This is a genomic window from Pseudonocardia sp. MH-G8 (genome assembly GCF_002262885.1).
GTDB lineage: Bacteria > Actinomycetota > Actinomycetes > Mycobacteriales > Pseudonocardiaceae > Pseudonocardia.
This window is the reverse complement of record NZ_NKYF01000012.1, coordinates 82,567-97,986: the sequence shown is the minus strand read 5'-3', so window position 1 is coordinate 97,986 and position 15,420 is coordinate 82,567. Positions and strand designations below refer to the sequence as shown.

Sequence of the window (15,420 nt, the reverse complement as noted above, 5' to 3'; positions counted from 1 at the left end):
GAACGGAGGATCGACATGGTCGTGCTCATCGTCAGCGTCCTGATCGTCATCGCGGTCCTCGTCCTCACCGGGGCCGCGACGAGCATCCGGGTCGTCCAGCAGTACGAGCGGGGCGTGGTGTTCCGGTTCGGCCGGGTCCGCCCCGAGACCCGCGGCCCCGGGCTCGCCCTGATCGCGCCGATCGCCGATCGCATGCAGAAGGTCAGCATGCAGATCGTCACCCTGCCGATCCCCGCCCAGGACGGCATCACCCGCGACAACGTCACCGTCCGGGTCGACGCCGTCGTCTACTACCGGGTCGTCGACCCCGTGCGCGTCGCAGTCGACGTCCAGGACTACGCCTCCGCCATCCTCCAGGTCGCGCAGGCCTCACTGCGCTCGATCATCGGCAAGAGCGAGCTCGACGACCTGCTGTCCAACCGGGAGCGGCTCAACCAGGGCCTCGAGCTGATGATCGACAGCCCGGCCGTCGGCTGGGGCGTCCACATCGACCGCGTCGAGATCAAGGACGTGGTCCTGCCGGAGTCGATGAAGCGGTCGATGTCGCGGCAGGCCGAGGCCGAGCGGGAGCGGCGCTCGCGCGTCATCACCGCCAACGGCGAGCTGCAGGCGTCCGAGCAGCTGGCCCAGGCCGCCGAGGTGATGGCCAAGCATCCCGCCGCGCTGCAGCTGCGCCTGCTGCAGACCGTGGTCGAGGTCGCCGCCGAGAAGAACTCGACGCTCGTGCTGCCCTTCCCCGTCGAGCTCCTGCGCTTCCTCGAGAGCGCCACCCCCGCCGAGGTCCGAACGGCCGCCGCGCACGTCACGGCCGCGGTGACACCGGAGGAGGCCGCACCAGCCGTGGCGACCAACGGCAACGCGAGCCCCGTTCCCCCGGCGGCGGCCACCGTGGCCTGACCGTCCACCCGCCCCGACCCCGACCCGGAAGGCCGACGATGCCCGAGCAGACCAGCGAGCAGACCACCGATGCCACCGTCGAGGTGAGCGACGCCCCTCACCACTCGCGGTTCGAGATCACCGCGGGCGGCCGGCTCGCGGGTTTCCTCGAGTACCGGATGCTGCCGGGCGTGATCGTGTTCGAGCACACCGAGATCAACCAGGACTTCCAGGGGCGCGGGCTGGCCGGTCAGCTCGCCGCGGGAGCGCTCGACGCGGTGCGCGACCGCGATCTGCGGATCCGGCCGGTCTGCGAGTACCTGGCCGGCTACGTGCAGCGGAACCCGCGGTACGCGGGGCTCGTCGAGCCCCCTTCCCCGGACTCCTGACACGCACCTACGGCGCGGGTTCGGGCTGCGGGACGTGCTGCGAAGCGGGCTGCGGCCGCACCGCGGCCACGGAGGTGGCCGGCGGGGTGGTGGCCGTCGGAGGCGTCGCCGTCGGCACCGAGCCGGGGCACGCCTCGACGTCCTTCACGACGCCGAGCTCGACGACCGTGCCCTCCGCGGCAGGCCCGGGCTCCGGGTCCTGGGTGCAGATGATCCAGTTGCCGTCCACGAGCTCGCTGCGCCCGCCCAGCAGGTCCTGGGGACGGCCGGTGAAGCTCGCGGCCCGGAGCGTGGCTTTCCCGAGGTCGAGCGGGTCCTCGACGACGTCCGGCACGGAGGGCCCGACCGGCGCCTGGGGCGCGGCGACACCGCAGCCGGCGAGCGCCGCCGCGACGCACAGGGCGGCGGCCGACTGGAGGGCACGCCGAGGTGTCGGATTCACCGGAAACGGTCCTTTCCCGGAGGGGCTTGCACGGGGCACCGCGCCTACGCACGGAACTCCTGACGCAAGGCGACTGCCGGGCCGACCGGGGAGCTGGCGCGGCGCCGCGACGTAAGTGGGGCGAACTGATGTCGCATCGACACGCCGAGTCGTTACACCCTCACAGAACGTGACAGCACCGCGTGGATCGGTGGCAGACCGGCCGACCCGTCGGCGTGATCACCAGTTGGGCGCACGGGCGGCCGTATATCGCCGTTTCTGCACCCGAACGCCGATCACCCCGCTACGCCGGCCCCACGATCGTTTCGAGCAGCACAGCAGCGCGTGCTGACAGCACTGGCGCGCGGCCGGCAACGATCACCGCGAGATGACCGTGCCTCCTCGGTCAGCGGTGCGGTTGCGACGGCGGTCGCTCCGTACGCAGCACCTGGTCCAGCGCCTGGAGCGCGCCCGCGGCCGACTCGAGCGCGGCGACCTGCTCGGGAGCGAGCCCGGTCATCGCCGTGCGAATGGTGCCCGACCACACCGTGTCGACGAGCTCGCTCGCGGCCGCCGACTTCTCCGTGGGGACCAGCATGGTGACGCGCCGGTCGGCCGGACTGCTCTCGCGCGCGACGAGGCCGCGCTCGACCAGCCCTCGCACCGCCGTGCTCGTGTTGCTCTGCTGCATCCTCAACTGCCGGGCGAGTTCGGTCACCGTGATGCCCGGCGCGGCCTGGATGTGCTTGAGCACGACGAGTTCGGTGATGGGCAACGGGTCGAGGCCCGTGGTCTCCGGGACCAGCCGCCCGATCGTCCACGCCAGGTCGCGCAGGACGGTCGCGAGCTCGCGCGTGCCCGCCGATGGATCACGACCCGCACTCATGCCGTGACCCTAGCCACGTGATGTCCTTATGTCATCATATATATGCCTCCATAACATTCGCCTGTCTCCAGGAAGAGCCTCGATGCCCGACTCCTCCACCTCCCGCCCTGTCGCCGGGTCCCTGGTCGCCGTTCTCGCCCTCCTCACCGCGGTCGCCCCGCTGGCGACCGACATGTACCTCCCGGCCTTCCCTGACATGGCCCGTGACCTGGGCAGCAGCGCCAGCGGCATCCAGCTGACGCTGACCGCCTTCCTGGTCGGGCTCGGCCTCGGCCAGCTCATGATCGGGCCCCTCTCCGACTCCATCGGGCGTCGGCGCCCCCTGGTCGTCGGCTCCCTCGTCTGCCTGGTCGCGAGCGCGGCATGCGCCCTGGCCCCGACCATCGAGGTCCTCGGCGCGGCCCGCTTCACCCAGGGCCTCAGCGGAGCGGCGGGCGTCGTCCTGGCCCGGGCCATCATCGCCGACACCGCCCGCGGCACCGCCGCGGCGAAGCTCCTCGGTGTCGTCATGGTCATCAGCGTCATCGCCCCCGTGATCGCCCCGCTCTCCGGCGGCGCGATCATCGCGAGCTTCGACTGGCGCGCCGTGTTCTGGGTCCAGGGGGCACTGACCGTCGTCATGCTCGCCGGGGTGCTGGCCTTCGTCCCGGAATCCCTGCCGGAGCAGACCCGGACCCGGGGTGGCTTCCGGGCCACCGTCGCCGGCGCGCGCACCGCCCTCGCGAACCGCTCCTACGTCGGCTACCTGCTCACGTTCTGCTTCGCGTTCGCCGCGCTGTTCGCCTACATCTCCGCCTCGCCGTTCGTGATCCAGAACGTGATGGGGATGTCCACGGGCACCTACACGATCGTCTTCGGCGTCAACGCCCTCGTCATCACGGGCACGAGCGCCGTCGCGGCCGCACTGGCGGGCCGGGCGGACTACCGCAAGATGATCATGGCCGGGCTCGCGGTGGGCGTGCTCACAAGCATCGGGCTGCTGCTGGCCGCCCTCAACGGGATGCCCACGGTCGCCTCGCTCGTCCTGTTCGCGTGCTTCCAGGGATCTCTGGGCTTCATCTTCTCCAACGCCACCACGCTCGCGCTGGCCGAGACCGATCGGAACGCCGGCACCGGGTCGGCCTTCCTGGGCTTCCTGCAGTTCACCCTCGCCGCCGTGGTGTCGCCGCTGGTCGGGCTCGCCGGCGAGGAGTCCGCCGTACCGATGGGCGTGGCCATGACCGTGGCGATCCTCCTCGCGGCGATCGCCTTCGCCGTCCTCCCCCGGCGGACGGCCGACTCCCCCGCTACTCAGCCCGCCAGCCGGAACACGGGTCCGTCCCTGCAGACCAGCGGGGATTCGAGCGGACCGTCGAGCGGACCGGTCGCGCATCCGTGGCAGTAGCCGAGGCCGCAGGCCATGTGCGCCTCCACCGAGACCTGAACCGTGGCGCCCCAGCGGGCACCCAGCTCGGCGCTCAGCCGGGCGAGGCGGTCCGACCCGCACGTCAGGATCTGCTGGGGCGGGTGCTCGTCCAGCTCGCGGCACAGATCGGCGCGCAGCCGCTCGACGCCGCTGCTGCCCTCGGCGTCGGTGACGGCGCGGACGGCGGCCGCGCCGTGCGTCCGGAACAGGTCGGCCCCGATGACGGCTCCCGCATCGCGGCCGCTGGTCACCGCCACGACCTCGGCCGGTCCCCCGGCGAGCTCCTGGGCCACGCCGGTGAGGGAGCACGTGCCGATACCGCGCCCGACCAGCAGGACCTTGCCGGTGTCGGGCTGGATGTCGAACCCCCGGCCGAGCGGTCCCACCACGACCATGCGCTCGCCCGGGGTGAAGGTCGCCAGCGCCCGGGTGCCGTCCCCGACCACGGCGTACAGAATGTCGATCACGCCCTCGCCCGCGTCCCAGGAGTAGATCGCCATGGGCCGCGGCAGCACCGGGCCGCCCGCGTGCCCCTTTGCCGCGGTGAGCATGACGAACTGGCCGGGCCGGGCGGCCGCCGCGATCTCCGGCGCCGCGAGGCGGAGGTGCTGGTAGCGGTCGGCGTGGTGCCGGTTGACGAGGACCTCGGCCGCGCACCAGGTGGGGACCGGCCGGTCGGCGGGCGCGAGCGGTTCCAAGATCACGGCAGCTCGGCGTCGAGGCGCAGCAGGCCCGCGGCCAGCACCGTGGTGCCCAGCGCCAGGTCGTCGATGTCGGTGCTCTCCGCGGGGTCGTGGCTGATCCCGTCCCGGCTCGGCACGAAGATCATCCCGGTTGGCGTGACGTGGTTGACCTGCTGGGCGTCGTGGCTGGCCCCGCTGGCCAGGACGGTGGGGTCGATCCCGAGGTCCGCGCAGGTGGCGACGAGGACGTCGCGGACGGCCGCCGGCAGCGGGACCGGCGGGGTCTCGGCCAGCGGGTGGGACGTGAAGCCCACGCCCCGCCGGTCACAGGCCGCCGCGGCCCGCTCCACGATCTCCGCCGCGGCCCGCTGCTGCTCCCCGCGGTCCAGGCCGCGCACGTCCACCCACAGGCTCGCCGCGCCGGCGATCGTCGTGATCGAACCCGGCGCGATGTCGATCCGGCCGACGGTCGCGCGGGTCCCGCCGGCGGCCGCGTGCGTGGCGACCGACTCCACGAGCAGCACGATCTCGGCGGCCGCCGCGGCGGCGTCGGCACGCAGGTGCATCGGTGTCCCGCCGCTGTGCGAGGCCCGGCCGGTGAGCTCGAACCGCAACCGCGTGCTTCCCGAGATGGTGTCGACGACCCCGACGCGGCGGCCCTCGGACTCCAGCACCGCACCCTGCTCGATGTGCAGCTCCACGAACCCCGCCCAGTCCGCGGGGTCCCAACGGGCGTCGCCCACGAGGGCGGGGTCGAACCCGACGGCGGACATCGCCTCGGCGAGCGAGACTCCCTCGGCGTCGCGCTTCTCGCGCAGATCGTCGGGTCCGGTGAGGCCGGCGACGATGCGGCTGCCGGTGCACGCCTGGCCGAAGCGGGCGCCCTCCTCGGCGGCGAACACCACGAACCGCAGCGGGTGCCGGTGGGCGACCTCGTGCTCGCGGATCAACCGCGCCGTCTCCACCGCGGCGGCGGCGCCGGCGATGCCGTCGAACCTCCCCGCGTTCGGGACGCTGTCCAGGTGCGAACCGGTCCCGATCGCGGGGGCGGCGGGATCGGTCCCGGCCAGCTCCGCGAGGGTGTTGCCGGCCGCGTCGGTCCGGACGACGGCCCCGAGATCGGCCAGCCGGGCGGCGAACACCGCGTGCGCGTCGCGTTCGAGGGGCGTGTAGGCCAGGCGCGTGACGCCCGGTCCGGAGTCCGGCTCGGAGAGCGCGGCGAACGTGTCCAGCAGTGCCCGGAGCCGATCGGGGTCGGCGAGCCGGCTCACGAGAGGAGCCCCGTCGTCTCGTCGAGGGCCCCGAGCGCGGCGGTGGGCACGTCGCGGACCTCGGCGAGCGTCGCGGAGCCGAGCACTGCCGCCACCGCGACGGTCTGCCCTCCCCGGTTCTCGAGCAGCTTGCGCAGCGTCGCCAGCCGCCGGTCCACCCACTGGGTGGCCATCGGCACGACCGGGGTCCCCGGCTCGAGGTGGCGGTCCAGTTCCAGGCGCCCCTCCACCTCGGAGGTCCGCAGCACGGCGACGCCCAGGCTCCGGGCGACCACGTGGGCGAGCACCGCCTCGTCGCTGGTGTCCCAGACGACCAGTGCCCGCGGCGGCCCGGCGGCGAGGTCGCGGATCCGGCCGGCCAGCCGTTCGCCGATCACTTCCACGTCCCGGGGTGAGCGCGCGGTGTTGACCGTGGGCCCGTAGGTGTCGGGGGCGACCCCGACGGCGTTCAGCGCGGCGATCGCAGGGGCGTTGCCGGTGGTTGCCATGGACGTACTCCTCCTCAACGGGGGGCGGGGTCGAGCGGCTCGGCCCGCCGATCGGGGATCAGCACCATGGCCACCATCGCCACGATGTAGATCAGGGCGAGGAAGCTGAGCGCGGCGGCGAAGCCGTACGCGCTCGCGAACAGGGCGACGACGAGCGGCGCGAACCCGCCGACACCCCGACCGATCCCGAACAGCACGTTCTGCGCGGTCGCGCGGCCCGCGGTCGGGAAGTTCTCCGCGATGATGGCGCCGTAACCGCCGAGCATGCCGTTGGCGAAGATCCCCATCACGGCCCCGCCCGCGAGCACGGCCAGCGGCGCCTGCAGCTGGCTGTAGCCGAACAAGGCGAGGCAGGCACCGGCCTGGAAGATCCAGAAGGCCTTGCGGCGACCGATCCGGTCGGCGAGCTGACCGAACAGCAGGATCCCGAAGATCATGCCGCCGATCGTGACCGCGGTCCACGTCGCCGAGGCGGTGAGGCTCAGCCCGATCTGCTTCGACAGGTAGGTCGGCAGCCAGGTCATGATCCCGTAGTAGCCGAAGTTCTGGACCGAACAGATGATCACGATCCCGAGGCTGATCTTCGCGATCCTGCGGTCGGCGACCAGCAGCCGGTACGGGTTCGGGGGCTTCTCGCGGGCGGCGTCCTCCCGGTGCTTGAGGAACGCCTCCGGCTCGTGCAGCCGGCGCCGGAAGACCGCCGCGACGACGGCGGGGAAGACGCCGATGACGAACAGGCCGCGCCATCCCCACAAGGTGATCACCGGGGCCGAGATGATCGCTGCGAGCAGGACACCGAGCTGGAAACCGACGCCGACGATCGACGTCGCCCTGGCCCGCTTGAGGGCCGGGAAGGCCTCGGCGGCCAGCGCCATGCCGATGCCGAACTCGCCGCCGATCCCGATCCCCGCGATGAACCGGAAGATCGCCATCTCGACGAAGCCCTGCGAGAGGGCGGTCAGCGCGGTGAACACCGCGAACAGCACGATCGAGTAGGTCAGGATCCTGACCCGGCCGTACCGGTCGGCGAGGGCCCCGAAGACCATGGCCCCGGCGACCGTGCCGATCAGCGTGATCGTGGCCAGCCACCCGGCCTCGGTGGTGGAAAGCCCGAGGCTCAGCGTGATCGCGGGTAGCGCGAACCCGAGGATCTGCAGGTCGAAGCCGTCCATCGCGTAACCGAGGGTGGCGGCGAAGACGGCCTTGCGGCCGTACGGGGTGACCTGCTCGTCGCCGGGTCCGGCACCGGTGGACCGGGGCGGGGCCGCACGGTTCGCGGCGTCGTCGTCAACGTCCATGAAGTGGCTCCTGATGTCAGAAGGAGGAAGTGCCGACCAGGTCGGAGAGGCGGGTGGCCCCGAGCTCCGCCGCCAGGGCCGGGAGCTCGCGGAGGATCTCGGTCATCACGAACGGCCGCGCGAAGGTCGCCGTCCCGACCTGTACTGCCGTGGCCCCGGCGACGAGGTACTCGGCCACGTCCTGCGCCGTGCCGATGCCGCCGCACCCGATCACGGGGATGCGCACGGCCTGCGCGACCTGCCAGACCATCCGCAGGACGAGGGGCTTGATCGCCGGGCCGGACAGGCCGCCGGTGCCGTGGCCGAGCTTCGCCCGGCGGCTCCCCGGATCCACGGCGAGCGCGGGGAAGCTGTTGCAGACGGTCACCGCCGTCGCGCCGGCGTCCTCGGCCGCACGTGCGGCCGTGTCGATGGCGGTCAGGTCCGGACCGAGCTTCACCAGCACCGGGACCGCGCTCCGGACGACGACCCCGGCCACGACGCGGTGCAGTGCCCGGGGGTCGGAACCCAGGGTCTGGCCGCCCCGCTCCAGGTTCGGGCACGACACGTTCACCTCGAGCGCGGCGTGCGGGCACCCGATGAGCGCCTCGGCGACCTGCCAGTACTCCCGCTCGGACAGGCCACCGACGCTCACCACGACCGGCACGCCGAGCCGCTGGTAGGCGGGCAGCCCGGACCGGACGAACGCCGCCGTCCCCGGGCTCGGGATCCCGACGCTGTTGAGCATGCCCTGCGCGCTCTCGGCGAGCCGGTGCGCCGGGTTGCCCGGCCGCGCCTGCGCGAAGACCGTCTTCGTGACGACGGCGCCCAGGCGGTGCACCGGCAGCAGGTCGGCCAGCTCCGGGCCGAAGCACCCGGAGGCGGGCATCACCGGGTTGGCGAGCGGGAGGTCGCCCAGCCGCACCGAGAGGTCGACCGGTCGGGCGTCCTCCGGCACGTCCTCGACCACTCCGTCGATCCGTGCTGTCATTCTGGAAACCTCTTTCCAGTTTCGAAGGGCGAAGAGTGCCCCTCAGCCGGACGCCTGTCAAGGCGCTCGGGCGTCAGATGCCTCGCAGCGGCGCGAGGACCGCGGCCACGTCGGGGGTCCGGTCGAGGGCGAGGAGGGAGTCCCACAGCCGCTCCCCCGATGCGCCCACCAGGACGTGGAACTTCCGCCGGAGCTCGTCCGCGGTCAACGGATCGTGGTGGTGACCGCGCGGGTCGGTCACCGACGCCTCCAGCCGCTGCCCGGCGTGCACGACGACCCGGGTCGGCGAGTGCTGCGGCCACTGGCGCTCGAGCTCGTCGTCCACGCCGACGCTCACCCGCTGCGCGAGCTCCGCGACCGCCGGCCGGTAGTCGAACGTGGAGAGGCCCGCGGGTTCGTCCGAAGCCCGCGCGCTCAGCGCGGCCGCCACCGCGTAGGGCAGCGAGAAGCGCGCGGACAGGTCGTTCGGTGCCGCCTGCCGGTCGAGCTTCAGGTTGTTCGCCACGGTCTGCACCTCCACAGCGGTGATCTGCTCTACCGGCACCGCCGGCAGGGACAGCACGGCGTCGATCGCACCGTGGGTGAGCGCGCAGGCGCTGTGCCGCTTGAAGTAGTTGCGCAGGATCGCCGGCCGTGCGGGATCGACCGCACCCGTGAGCGCGTCGACGTCCACGACCCGGCCCGTCACCTGGCCGAAAAGCGCACCCACCGACTCCGGCGACCCCCGGAACCCGGCCCGGTGCAGCCGGACCGCCCGCAGCGCGTTCTGCGCCGCGAGCCCCATCGCCGTGTTGCGGGCGGTGGCGCCTTCGTAGCAGGCGTTCCAGACCGGGATCGTCGGCGTGGTCGCGGCGATCGTGGCCACGGCGACGGGGTCCTCCCCCAGCAGCAGCGCCACCGCGACCGCCGCGCCCACGCCACCGAGGTGACCGTGCGGGTGGGTCGGCGGCGTGAGCCGGAAGGCGGTGAACAACCGGGCGGTCACCTCGTACCCGGCGACGACCGCGCCGAGCAGCTCCGCACCCGAGCGGTGCTCGACCTCGGCCGCCGCGAGAGCAGCCGGCACGACGTGCATCGCCGGGTGCCCGGTCGGGCGCATGCCCTCGTCGAGCTCGAGGAACGACCCGGCGGTCGCGTTGAGGAAGGCCGCCTCCTCCGGCGACGCGGGGGCGGCGCCGGGCGCCAGCACCGTGGCCCCTCCCCCGCCCGGGAGCTGCGACTCCCGCAGCCGGACCATCTCCGCGGTCCGCCCACCGGCCAGGCTCACGCCGATCGTGTCGGCCACGACGTGGACCGCGTGCCGGCGGACCGGCTCGGGGAGCGGACCGGCGGACAACCGGATGGCCTGCGTGATCGCCACGGACACGGCGCGCGCGAGGCTCCCCGCGTCGCTGCCCTGATCGCTCACCGCGTCGCCGGTGTGGCGTCCGCACCGGTGTGGTCGGCGGCGACGAAGCGGCCGCGACGCGGGGCCACGATCTCCCGGTCGCGCACCACGACCTCGCCGCGCAGCACCGTGGCCACGGGTGCCCCACGCAGCTCGAAGCCGTTCCAGGGGCTCACGGGCTGCTTGGCGATCAGCTCCTCGTTGCGCACGGTGCGCCGCGCGTCCGGGTCGACGACCACCAGGTCCGCGTCGCTGCCCGGGCGGATCACGCCCTTGCGCGGGTAGAGCCCGTAGAGCTTGGCCGTCTCGGTCGCGGTGATCTCGGCGAACCGGCTCGCCGTGGTCTTGCCGCGCAGCAGCGCGTCGAGGAGCACCGGGCCGAACGTCTCGCTCCCCACGGCACCGGCCGGCTGGGTGGCGAACCCGCGGCTCTTCTCCTCGACGGTGTGCGGGGCGTGGTCGGAGCCGAGGGAGACGATCGCACCCTCGGCCACCCCCGCCCAGAGGGCGTCCTGGTCGTCCTGCGAGCGCACCGGCGGGTACACCTTCATCACCGGACCGACGCGCGGGTAGTCGGCGTCGGTCAGGGTGAGGTACTGCGGGCAGGTCTCCGCGCTGAGCCGGACCCCGCGCTGCCGGGCGGAACGCACGGCGTCCAGGCCTGCCGCCGACGCCAGGTGCACCACGTGGAAGCGGCAGCCGGTGGCCTTGGCGAACTCGGTGGCGATGGCGATGGTCGTGGCCTCTGCCGCGGCTGGCCGCGCGGCCAGCAGGTCCTCGTAGCTCTCGATGGGGTGCCCGAGCTGCTCCTGGCTGGTGGCGAGCACGTCCTTGTCCTCGCAGTGCGCCGCGAGCAGGCCGCCGTGGCGGGCCACCTCCCGGAACAGGTTCATGACCTGCCCGTTGGGCGGTGGCATCAGCAGGTTCTCCGGGGCCTCGTCACCCAGGTTGTAGACCAGCGACCGGGTCTCGCGGTGCAGCGCGTAGCCCCAGAAGAGCTTCACGGCCACCGCTCCGGCCGCGAACATCGGCCCGATCTGGTCGAGGTTCGGCTCGCCGAGCGCCAGCCCCCACAGCCCGAAGTCGGTCCACGCGTTGCGCTCGTGCTGGGCCCGACGGTCCGCGAAGGCCTCGGCGGAGTCCACCGGCGGGATCGCGTTGGGCATCTCCAGCACGGTCGTGACGCCACCGGTGAGCGCTCCCCGCGTCGAGTGCTCGAAGTCCTCCTTGTGCGTCATCCCGGGGTCGCGGGAGTGCACGTGCGGGTCGATGAACCCGGGGAGGACGAGCTTGCCGCCCGCGTCGTAGCGCTCGTCGGCGTCCACCCGGGCGCCTGCGTCCATGATCCCGGCGATGACGCCGTCCTCGCACAGCACGTCACCGTGCAGCAGGCCGGCCGGTGTGACGAGACGGCCGTTGGTCAGGTGCAACCTCAATGGATCTCTCCTCCAGGATCGGTGGGAGTGGTGTGGGACAGGAGCGGCCAGGCTTCGGGGCCGACGACCGCTCCCAGGCCGGCGGCGTCGGCCGCGTCGAGGACCGCCACGGCGCAGACCAGGTCCTGCAGCGCGAGCCCGTGCGACTCGAAGACGGTGATGTCGTCCGGAGCGGAACGGCCGGGGACGCGGCCTGCGTGCACCGCGGCGAACGCGGTGGCCGCATCCGGGTCGAACCCGTTGGCCAGCAGGTCACCGCACTCCCTGCGCGCGACCTCGACCGAGTCGACCACCACGTGTGCAGCGCGGCGGAACACCGTGGCGTCGAGCTCGCGGCGCCGCGCGTCGTTGCTGCCGACGGCGGTGACGTGCGTGCCCGGGCGCAGCAGACCGCCGTCGAACAGGGGCTCGGCGGCGCCTGTCGCGGTGACCACCACGTCGGCCCGGGGAACCGCACGCGCGGGATCGGTCTCCGCCTCCACGCGCAGCCCGGGATGGGCCTCGCGCAGGACCCCGGCGGTGGCCTCGGCCCGCTCGGCGCTGCGGCCGACGACCACCACCGCGTCGAGCTCCGGCAGCACCTCGACCAGCGCGGTGACCTGCGCGGGCGCCTGGAAGCCGGTACCGAACAAGCAGACCGTGGCGCTCTCCGGGCGGGCCATCGCGCGGGCGGCCACCGCCGATGCCGCCGCCGTGCGGCGCTTGCCGAGCAGGTCCCCCTGCAGCAGCCCGCGCAGCTGACCGGTCCGGTGCGCGTAGACCAGGACCGTGATCAGGCTCGCCCGGCTGCTGCCGCGGCGCACCACCGGGTAGGACTTCACGACCGCGGCGTCCAGCGTCGGGGCGATCGCCGACATCACGTTGAGCGTCATGCCGCCGGCCGCGCTCCGCTCCCGGGGCTGGTCGTGCGCGGTGCCGGCGGCGAGGAGGTCGAACGCCGTGCCCACGGACGCCGCGGCGGTGGCCGGTGGCAGCAGGTGGTCGACGACGGCGTCGTCGAGGATCCGAGGCACGTTCCTCCAGACCGGTCAGTAGTGGAAACTTCTTTCCACTATGGTGGGGAGCGAGCATGGAAGACCGCCACGGGCTTGTCAAGGCGGGGCGGTGTCTGGTGCGGCGGTGTCTACAGTGAGAACCCGGGGACCGGGTGACAGCAACGGGAGGAACTGGTCGATGGGCGTGGCCAAGCCGGTCGAGGTGGTGGTCCGCGCCGTCGAGGTGCTCAACGCGGTGGCGTCGACGCGCGGCGGGCGCACCCTCCAGGAGCTGCACGACGAGCTCGACATCCCGCTCGGCAGCCTGCACCGGATCCTCGCCACGCTCAGCCAGAGCGACTACCTGCGCCGCTCACCGGTGACCAAGCGCTACTTCGTCGGACGCGCCGCGCGGGCGCTCGGCGGTGGCACCGGTCCCGCGAGCGCCCGGCTCGTCCAGCCCCCGCCCGCGCTGGTCGAGGCGGCGGCCGAGACGGGAGAGACCGCGTTCCTCACCGAGCTGGTCGGCGACGTCCCGGTGTGCGTCTCCATCGTCGAGGCCGAGCACCCGCTGCGGTTGTTCGTCCGCATCGGCCAGGAGATGCCGCTGCACGCCGCGGCGTCGAGCCGCGCGATCCTCGCCCACCTGGACGAGGCGGCCGCCCGCACGCTGCTGGCCGGATCCGCACCGCTCACCGAGTACACCGCGGGCACCCCGAGCGAGATCGAAGAGGTCATCGCGGTCCTGAGGGAGGTCCGGGCCCTCGGTTACGCCGTGTGCGACAACGAGCTGGACCCCAACGCCTGGGCGGTGTCGGCCCCGATCCGCGACGGCGAGGACCGCGTGAGCTCCAGCGTCACGATCACCGCTCCGGGACCCCGGGCCGCCGACCCGGACGCGCGGGCGCGGGCCACGCGGGCCGTCCTGCGGGCGGCCGACGCCCTGTCCGCCGAGCTGGGCAGCTCGCACCCGGTGTTCTCGGACAGCCCCGCCTGATGCCCGCGACCCGATCGATCGGCCTGATCGCCACCGGCGGCACGATCTCGGTCGTCCCCTCGAGCGCCGGAGCACGGGGGCACAGCGGGGCCGATGCGCTCGCACCCGGAGCCTCCGCGCTGCCCGACGGGATCGAGGTCCACGCCGAGGACGTGCTGCGCCGCTCGTCCCGGGCGATGTCCCTCGACGACCTGTGGACACTGGCCGACGCCGTGCGCGCCGCGATCGCGGCGGGCCGCGACGGCGTCGTCGTCACACACGGCACCGACACGCTCGAGGAAACGGCCTACGCGCTGAGCCTGCTGGTGCAGACCGCCGTGCCCGTCGTCGTCACCGGGGCGATGCGCGCGCCGCACCTCGCAGGCCCGGACGGGCCCGCGAACGTGCGAGCCGCGCTCGTGGCGGCCGCGCAGCCGGCCGTGGCCGCGTACGGCCCGGTCGTGGTGTTCGCCGACGAGGTGCACGTCGCCCGCCTGGTCACGAAGATGCACAGCGCCCGCGTCGCCGCGTTCGCGTCGCCCGCGGCCGGCCCCGTGGGCTCCGTCGTCGAGGACCGGCTCGAGCTGCTGCTCGGCCCTCCGCCCGTCCCGGACCGCCTCCCCCGCACCGCCCCACCGACCCGGCGGGTCGCCATCGTCGCGGCCGCCACCGGCGTGGACGGCACGCTGGTCGATGCGGTCGCAGCGGATCTCGACGGACTGGTCGTCGCCGCGCTCGGCGGCGGCCACGTCTCGCCCGCGCTCGGGGAGTCGCTGATCCGGTTCGCCGGGTCCGGCCGCCCGGTCGTCGTCACCAGCCGCTGCCCGGACGGCGCGCTGCTCGCTCGGACCTACGGCGGCGCCGGCTCGGAGATCGAGCTCCGGGAGGCGGGGCTGCACTTCGCGGCATACCTGACGCCGGCGAAGGCGAGGCTGCGCCTGGCGTTCGGCCTGTCCGCCGGCATCCCCGGCGAGGAGCTCTTCCCCGCCGGAACCCCCTGATCACCGCCTCCGCACATCAAGATCCGAAGTATCGGTTGCTCATCGTCGTGATCACAGCAATGGACAACCGATACTCAAGATCTTGACCGCGAACGGCCGGTGCTCACGGCTTGCGCGCCACGCCCCCGAACAGCGCGACGTCGGCGTCGTGCTTCACCTCGGCCGTGGCCAGTTCGTCGGAACGCCACTTGTGCACCTGCACGACACCGGGGTCCGCCGGCTCCAGGCCGTCGAAGAACCGCTCGACCTGCGCCCGGGTGCGGTGCTTCAGCACCTCGCCGCGGGCCTGGTAGGCGGCCTCCACGGTGGCGGTTCCCGCCGGGTCGAGGTCCCCGGTGGCCGTCGACAGGGCGAGCCAGCTCCCCGCGGGCAGCGCGTCGAGCAGCCGCCCCACGACCCGGTGTGCCTCGTCGTCGTCCTCGATGAAGTGCAGCACCGCGATGGCGAGCAGCCCGACCGGCTCGTCCAGGTCCAGCGTCGCGCCCAGCTGCGGCGCGGCGAGGATGGCATCGGGGTTGCGCAGGTCGGCCTGGGTGTAGGCCGTACGACCCTGCGGGTCGCTCGTCATCAGCGCCCGCGCGTGGGCGAGGACGATCGGGTCGTTGTCGGTGTAGACGATGCGGGCGGACGGCGTGACGGCCTGCACCACCTCGTGCAGGTTCGGCGAGGTCGGGATGCCGGTGCCGATGTCGAGGAACTGCCGGATCCCGCACTCGGCGGCGAGGAACCGGCCGACCCGGCGCATGAACGCCCGGTTGGCCCGCATCGAGACCCGCAGCGACGGAAAGGTCGTCATCGCGGCCTCGGCGGCCGCCCGGTCGGGGGCGTAGTTGTCCTTGCCGCCCAGGACGTAATCGTAGATCCGCGCGCCGTGCGCCCGGTCGGTGTGCAGGTCCAGCTCGACCCGCGGTCCGGACGATCCGTCCATGGACTGGCTCCCCTCGATGCCCTACCCGGTT

General features: G+C 73.4%; 16 protein-coding genes. 5 read left to right on the top strand and 11 right to left on the bottom strand.

Annotation, left to right across the window (positions count from 1 at the left end; translation table 11 throughout):
• Nucleotides 1–15: 15 nt before the first annotated feature.
• The gene (locus CFP66_RS25210) at nt 16–897 is read left to right on the top strand and encodes a slipin family protein (protein ID WP_094927643.1); all 882 of its coding nucleotides are present in this window, start codon (nt 16–18) and stop codon (nt 895–897) included.
• 38 nt (nt 898–935) lie between these two features.
• Nucleotides 936–1,265, top strand: a complete 330-nt coding sequence (locus CFP66_RS25205; protein WP_094927642.1) for a GNAT family N-acetyltransferase — start codon at nt 936–938, stop codon at nt 1,263–1,265.
• 7 nt (nt 1,266–1,272) lie between these two features.
• Here the strand turns inward: CFP66_RS25205 and CFP66_RS25200 are convergent, their stop codons facing one another.
• Entirely contained in the window at nt 1,273–1,707 is a 435-nt protein-coding gene (locus tag CFP66_RS25200) for a hypothetical protein (protein ID WP_094927641.1), read from the bottom strand.
• A 385-nt stretch (nt 1,708–2,092) separates the two neighbouring features.
• Complete coding sequence (locus CFP66_RS25195; RefSeq protein ID WP_094927640.1) at nt 2,093–2,572, bottom strand: MarR family winged helix-turn-helix transcriptional regulator; 480 nt, start codon at nt 2,570–2,572, stop codon at nt 2,093–2,095.
• An 82-nt stretch (nt 2,573–2,654) separates the two neighbouring features.
• Here CFP66_RS25195 and CFP66_RS25190 point away from each other — a divergent pair, with 82 nt between their 5' ends.
• Complete coding sequence (locus CFP66_RS25190; protein ID WP_094927639.1) at nt 2,655–3,956, top strand: multidrug effflux MFS transporter; 1,302 nt, start codon at nt 2,655–2,657, stop codon at nt 3,954–3,956.
• On the opposite strand, the gene CFP66_RS25185 is transcribed toward CFP66_RS25190, so the two are convergent.
• The 8 genes from CFP66_RS25185 to CFP66_RS25150 all read right to left on the bottom strand — a co-directional run bounded on the left by CFP66_RS25185 (nt 3,863) and on the right by CFP66_RS25150 (nt 12,523).
• Nucleotides 3,863–4,681: a dihydroorotate oxidase electron transfer subunit gene (locus CFP66_RS25185; protein WP_094927638.1), complete on the bottom strand. Its 819-nt coding sequence runs from the start codon at nt 4,679–4,681 to the stop codon at nt 3,863–3,865. The genes CFP66_RS25190 and CFP66_RS25185 overlap by 94 nt on opposite strands.
• Nucleotides 4,678–5,931 (bottom strand): Zn-dependent hydrolase, encoded by a 1,254-nt coding sequence (locus CFP66_RS25180; RefSeq protein ID WP_094927637.1) that lies wholly within the window; start codon nt 5,929–5,931, stop codon nt 4,678–4,680. Before CFP66_RS25180 ends, CFP66_RS25185 begins: the two co-directional genes overlap by 4 nt.
• Nucleotides 5,928–6,419 carry a hypothetical protein gene (locus CFP66_RS25175; RefSeq protein ID WP_094927636.1) on the bottom strand — a complete coding sequence of 164 codons (492 nt, stop codon included), beginning with the start codon at nt 6,417–6,419 and terminating at the stop codon, nt 5,928–5,930. The genes CFP66_RS25180 and CFP66_RS25175 overlap by 4 nt, the downstream gene beginning before the upstream one ends.
• A gap of 14 nt (nt 6,420–6,433) precedes the next feature.
• Entirely contained in the window at nt 6,434–7,717 is a 1,284-nt protein-coding gene (locus tag CFP66_RS25170; protein ID WP_094927635.1) for an MFS transporter, read from the bottom strand.
• Nucleotides 7,718–7,733: 16 nt separating this feature from the next.
• The gene (locus tag CFP66_RS25165; protein ID WP_094927634.1) at nt 7,734–8,687 is read right to left on the bottom strand and encodes a dihydroorotate dehydrogenase; all 954 of its coding nucleotides are present in this window, start codon (nt 8,685–8,687) and stop codon (nt 7,734–7,736) included.
• Between the two features lie 73 nt (nt 8,688–8,760).
• Entirely contained in the window at nt 8,761–10,095 is a 1,335-nt protein-coding gene (locus CFP66_RS25160) for an MmgE/PrpD family protein (protein ID WP_158228207.1), read from the bottom strand.
• Complete coding sequence (locus CFP66_RS25155; protein ID WP_143517376.1) at nt 10,092–11,510, bottom strand: dihydroorotase family protein; 1,419 nt, start codon at nt 11,508–11,510, stop codon at nt 10,092–10,094. Before CFP66_RS25155 ends, CFP66_RS25160 begins: the two co-directional genes overlap by 4 nt.
• Nucleotides 11,507–12,523 carry an ornithine cyclodeaminase family protein gene (locus tag CFP66_RS25150; protein ID WP_094927631.1) on the bottom strand — a complete coding sequence of 339 codons (1,017 nt, stop codon included), beginning with the start codon at nt 12,521–12,523 and terminating at the stop codon, nt 11,507–11,509. Before CFP66_RS25150 ends, CFP66_RS25155 begins: the two co-directional genes overlap by 4 nt.
• Nucleotides 12,524–12,683: 160 nt before the next feature.
• Here CFP66_RS25150 and CFP66_RS25145 point away from each other — a divergent pair, with 160 nt between their 5' ends.
• Complete coding sequence (locus tag CFP66_RS25145; RefSeq protein WP_094927630.1) at nt 12,684–13,481, top strand: IclR family transcriptional regulator; 798 nt, start codon at nt 12,684–12,686, stop codon at nt 13,479–13,481.
• Entirely contained in the window at nt 13,481–14,461 is a 981-nt protein-coding gene (locus tag CFP66_RS25140; RefSeq protein WP_094927629.1) for an asparaginase, read from the top strand. Before CFP66_RS25145 ends, CFP66_RS25140 begins: the two co-directional genes overlap by 1 nt.
• A 103-nt stretch (nt 14,462–14,564) precedes the next feature.
• Here CFP66_RS25140 and CFP66_RS25135 read toward each other — a convergent pair whose 3' ends face one another.
• Entirely contained in the window at nt 14,565–15,389 is an 825-nt protein-coding gene (locus CFP66_RS25135; protein ID WP_094927628.1) for an SAM-dependent methyltransferase, read from the bottom strand.
• Nucleotides 15,390–15,420: the final 31 nt, after the last annotated feature.